The 5,190-nt window shown below is 44.2% G+C and carries 3 protein-coding genes and 1 pseudogene; all 4 read right to left on the bottom strand.

Translation table 11 applies throughout. The annotated features are described in order from the left end of the window. Positions 1–2,944: HsdR family type I site-specific deoxyribonuclease (locus QCH34_RS06380; RefSeq protein WP_300331917.1), on the bottom strand; the 2,944-nt coding region annotated here is incomplete at its 3' end. Next, entirely contained in the window at positions 2,945–3,895 is a 951-nt protein-coding gene (locus tag QCH34_RS06385) for a HEPN domain-containing protein (protein WP_300331920.1), read from the bottom strand. Then, a complete protein-coding gene (locus tag QCH34_RS06390; protein WP_300331923.1) occupies positions 3,895–4,809 on the bottom strand; it encodes a hypothetical protein in 915 nt (304 codons plus the stop codon). The genes QCH34_RS06385 and QCH34_RS06390 overlap by 1 nt, the downstream gene beginning before the upstream one ends. Before the next feature lie 30 nt (positions 4,810–4,839). After that, positions 4,840–5,190, bottom strand: a pseudogene (locus tag QCH34_RS06395) (hypothetical protein); the annotation flags it as partial.

The following is a 5,190-nucleotide window of genomic DNA, read 5'->3' on the forward strand; positions in this document are numbered from 1 at the left end:
GGACAAACTTGCGAATTTTCTGTTCTATGTTCTTTTTGGCGCTGGTCTGGGCGATCCAGTCTGGGAACATATCACCACTTAGGTCTGTGCTGAGACCCCGGACCTCCTCGACAAGTGCCTCGTTTGATCCCCAGGTCTGTTCAACGTTAAGGAGGAAGGAATACTCAAGATTTGAGAGTCCGAGTTCTTTCTGGCGCTTTTCGAGGGTTTGCATGCCCTTGATGATTTCGGCGCCCTCAGCGTAGATCTTGTCGTAGTCCTTGGTCTTCTCCCTCCAGAGTGTAATAAGTCCTTCAACACGATCGAGGATCGTTTCGTCAGCAGGTGTCCGTCGCTTGTCAGTCAGTCTGAATCGGTTTAAGGCAAAGACGATATTTGCTGCTTTTTCCTTCTTTGTAGCAACACGTTCTTCGAGCCTTTTGAGGTATTCCGAGTCCAGCTCAAGAACAGGCATAGAGTTATTGATCTCCTGAACTTCAGTGGTTTTATGAACGTACTTAACAGTCTTTTCAAAGTATTTCTGGACATCTCTGGTGTAATTTGGCTGTTCTCGCAGGACACGCTTGATGTAGCACGAATAGATCGTTGAAAGCCACTTATAATCTTCGAACCAGTCAAGGGTTATGCCATCCGACCCGAGGAGTTCGAAGATCTTCCGCACATGCCGGTATGTCTTGAGAAAGGCTTCCCCTACCTCTTCATCTGTGGTAAGAATTTCAAGTGTTTTAACAAGGATTTCCCTATCATAGGCACGGACATTCACGTCTTTGAAGATCTCAATGAGTTCAGCCATAAGTCGGCCGAATTCTTCCTTGATGGCATCCATGCCGTAAAGAGCCCCCTCAAGATCCTTCTCACTGTAATTTTCAAGGGCCTTTTTGATCTCTTTGAGGACACCAACATAATCAAGGATCATGCCCGCCTCTTTTACTTCCTTATAGGGGCGGTTCGTCCTAGCGATTGCTTGGAGGAGGCGGTGTTCCTTGAGAGGTTTGTCAAGGTACATCGTCTGGAGAATGGGAGCGTCGTAACCCGTGAGCAGTTTACTTGTTACGATGAGGATTTTCGGGAGATCATTTTCGTCCCGGAAATTTTCTCTGAGGAGTTTGTTGATCTCTTCGGTGTCAGAGAGACCGTAACGCTTCTTCAGTTCCTTTGTGTAAGTCTTGATCTCATCGACGTCGTCGTCGGTGTGAGTCATTACGATCTCAGAGTGCTCGGGCGGAAGATGTTTGTCCAGTGCCCTTTTGTAGTGTACGCAGGCCTTCCTGCTTGCGGCAACGACCATAGCCTTGAATTTTCCGTCGACGTTTTCCTTGAAGTGTTGAGCAATGTCTGCCGCTACCTTTCCAATTCTGTCCTCACCCTCCAGGTAGAGGTTGATGATGTTGAGACGCTTTTTGACACCGTCCTCAACATTTTCACGGAATTTTTCAGGTATCTCCTCAAGTTCGACCTCAAGGAACGCCCTGAGCATCTCCCTGTTGAGGCTGATTCCGTCCTCTTTTTCCAACCGGGGCTGATAAGCTATCTTAACAGAATACCCCTCAGAGATAGATTCTTTGATGAAATAACGGTCAAGATAATAATCATCATCATCCGGGTACCCGAATTCTTTATAAGTGTTGCGGTTCCCGGTTTTCTGGATGGGGGTGCCGGTGAGGGCGAAGAAGAAAGCTTTCTTGAAAATTGCTTTCATCTGGGCGGCAAGAAGGCCATATTGGGATCTGTGACCTTCATCGATGAAGACAATTACATTCTTACGCTCTACGATACTCGCTTTTGTCTGCTTCAGTTCTTTCTCTAATTCATTCAGTTCTTCGGGCCTAAACTTATTGATAAGGGTGATCATGATCCCTCTCTTACCCTTGCCACCATCATGCAGCAGCACCGATTTGAGTTTTCCTGAACTTCCGATGATCTCGGGCTGGACGGTGCTTAAAGCGTTATATTCGGCGTAAAGTTGTTCTTCGAGATCGATACGATCCACGACAAAGAAGATCGATGGATTCTGAAGAGCCGGGTGGAGATAGAGTTTATTGGCGGCAAAGATCATAGTGAGAGTCTTGCCGGTGCCCTGCCAGTGCCAGATTAGGCCTTTGTTCTTCTCAGTCTTGCCAGCAAGATTGTCGAGGACACGCTGGACCATCTTGTTTGCAGCACGGTACTGGATGTAGCGTGGCAGCACCTTCTTCTCTTCACCAAATTCACGCCTTATAAAGAGGAAATTCTGGATAATGTCGAGCAACCTCTTAGGATCGAGCATATCGGCGATCGCATTCAGAGGATCATACTCTTCCTTCTCAAGTCTCCACTCATCGACCTGAACCCCCTTCATCCATGGAACGATGGGGAAGTACTTGAAGATCTGTTCACCTGCAACACCGATCTGGACATATTTATAAAGTTCAGGAATAGTCTGCTCATACCCCTTGATCTGGTTGAAAGCATTTGTCCAGTTCTCGGTGAGGGTTGCAGGCGATTTACACTCAATGTTGACGAGGGGGATGCCGTTGATATATAAGATTATGTCGTTACGCTGCCGTTGATCTCCCTGTTCGCCTCTTCCCTCATGAATTACCTGATTACTTACGAAGAACTCGTTGTTTAAGGGAGAGGTAAAATCAAAGAGGCGGATATACCTCACCTCCCGAATTTTTTCGATCCTGATAGAAACACCATACTTAAAGAACTCAAGAATCTTCTTTTGGTCCTCAGGCCCATTACCCCGCATTTGAAGTTCTCTGATAATATGCCAGATCTCGGTGTCTTCTAGTTCAATATCTGGGTTGAGAGATTGTATCTTTCTGACGAGAGTGGATATCAGCAGTGGCTCCCTGAAACTATCTCGTTCCAGATTATCTCCTGGGATGTAAACCCAGCCTTTTTCTTTAAGCAATTGAATTAAGGGAAGTTCAACAAGCGTGGATTCAAGCGATTTCATTTAGGAATCCTCCAGTTTAATTGTATCATAGGACACGTATAGACGTTTGATTGTTTTATCCGCGATACTATAGAGTTGTGGCATGTACTGGGTGAGGGGCAGCTCTTCTGTATAGAACTCCATAGGATCGAAATCTTCATCCGGGTAACGAGAAGCAATGGCATGGGGTTGCATCACGAAGGAGAGGTAAAATAATGATAGAATGGCTGCGGCAAGTTCGCAACAGGGTGCGATCAACTCTCTCCAGAACCGTTCCTTGGCAACTAGGTCCAAGAGTTCATCCACCCCTTTTTTTATATCTACACTCTCTTCCGGGTAGGCAGTAAAGACCGGCTCTAATCTGAGATATACATCTTTTTTAATGGCTTCAATGTCAATGCTCAAATAGGATCCTTCGTGAATATGATTTTGGGCGTTGGCGATCCGATCCTCAACCTCTTGTAGAGATAAGAGGGTATTTTTTATATCCTCACTAGATAAAGAGCGATATTTATGATGTTCTTTTGAAATTTCATTCAATCTGGAAATTATCAATTGAAATCCATCGACTAACAGTGATAAATCGCACCCCGTTAACTCGAACAAAACCTGAATCTCAGGCTCCGATTCGATCGACTCTTTAACAACAAGCATTTCATTGAAAGCTTTTTCTGCCGAACGCTCAAATACCCGGATAGTCATATGCCCAACTTTATTGCCTGAACGGACATCGGCCTCTGATAAACCGCAAAAGTGAAAACCAAATGATTTGGTTGCCTTTTCTACAGACTGTTGAAAGAGAAAGACTGCCTGGGTATAGAGACCCCTTTCATATAGCATGGCTGACGCTTCGAGATCCATCTCAGCTATTGAAAGAAATCGGAAGGCATTACTCGGTGTGATATTTGCTACTTTATCGATCTCACATTTATGCTGCCTTTCAGGGTGAGAAAGCGTGTGATATGATGTCATTATAGACCTCCGACTATTGGCAACTGGAATAAATCATTCATTTTGGTTAGGCTTTCCTGTGCCGTCTGTGCGATACCAGGAAAGTTTGCAATAAGCGGGTGATCATGTGAGTAGACTTTAAGGGGAGTTCGTCCCTTTTCCGGATACCTGCATTGATTTTCGTGCTCCTGGGTGATGATTGCAAGATAGAAGAGAGGGTTTATGATGATCATACTCTTCATGGCATAGAGAATGATTTCCCTAAGTCTTTGATCGTCGAACGTGCCTTTGATACCTTCCTGAATAATTGTGTCTGCTGTTGGAATACCACCAATGAGAATCTGCACCTTCTCTATGGCATTTTCTCGAATGTAATTACAGATATCCTGACCGAATTCAGACGAATTAATAATGGATTCAGACATCTGTTCATTTATGGCATCGAGACCAAACCTATCAAGTCTCTTTTTAATTTCAGCAGACAAGGGAACTTGATTGCTTCCAGTAATTTTATCGATCTCTTTCTGAGCCCAGTGGTAATCATTATCGAGTCTTTCGAGATATGACAACTCCTTCTCTGATTCGCCTGTCTGTGGTGAGTCAATAATTTCCCGAATTATTTTAACCTGTTGAATGGCCGGGCCAATAATATTTCGTAACCTCAGGAGAGATTTGTTTGCCACTTTTGAACCTTTATGGCCAATTTCTTTGTTTGTCCTCGCCTGCTCGAGGGTGATCACACCATTATGATATCCATATGCTTTCCATCCTTTTTCCACTCCCTGCTGAAGGAAAAAAAGAGCCTGTGGGTAATACCCCTGCTCATATAAACAAATCGCAGAATCAAGATCCTGTCGGGCGACAGCAAGGGTGTCCCTCGCCAGCGGAAGATCCGTTTGGGCAGTTTTTATTATGGACGTACGATTCTTTCTCATCTTACATCGCCACCAACGTTAGATATATCATTAAGGCCTTCTTTGGTCATTATTCATGATCGAACTTTCAATAACACTCTTTTTTCTTGCGATCATCTTGGCGATGAATTCGTCGAAAGACTCTGTGGGATAATGCGGGTTTCGCTTTGATTCATAAAGTAAGCTTGTAATATTGCTTAAAGTAAATTTCGCCACTCTGTAAGAGTGAGAAATATGATTATACAACTCTTCAAGTTGAAATAAATCATTCTTGAATGTTTCTTCAGAGGTTATTGCCACGATCGCTGAGGTCCTTCTTGCCATTATTTCCTGAATCTGCTCGTATGTTGCTTCATCAGCGTTGGTATTTCCTCTGTAGTAAATACGATTCTTTCTAATGTC

Source organism: Methanocalculus sp. (assembly GCF_029762515.1).
Lineage (GTDB): Archaea > Halobacteriota > Methanomicrobia > Methanomicrobiales > Methanocorpusculaceae > Methanocalculus.

Coding starts and splice junctions, on each gene's coding strand:
- QCH34_RS06385 (WP_300331920.1), bottom strand. CDS start 3,895: ATGACATCATATCACACGCTTTCTCACCCTGAAAGGCAGCATAAATGT.
- QCH34_RS06390 (WP_300331923.1), bottom strand. CDS start 4,809: ATGAGAAAGAATCGTACGTCCATAATAAAAACTGCCCAAACGGATCTT.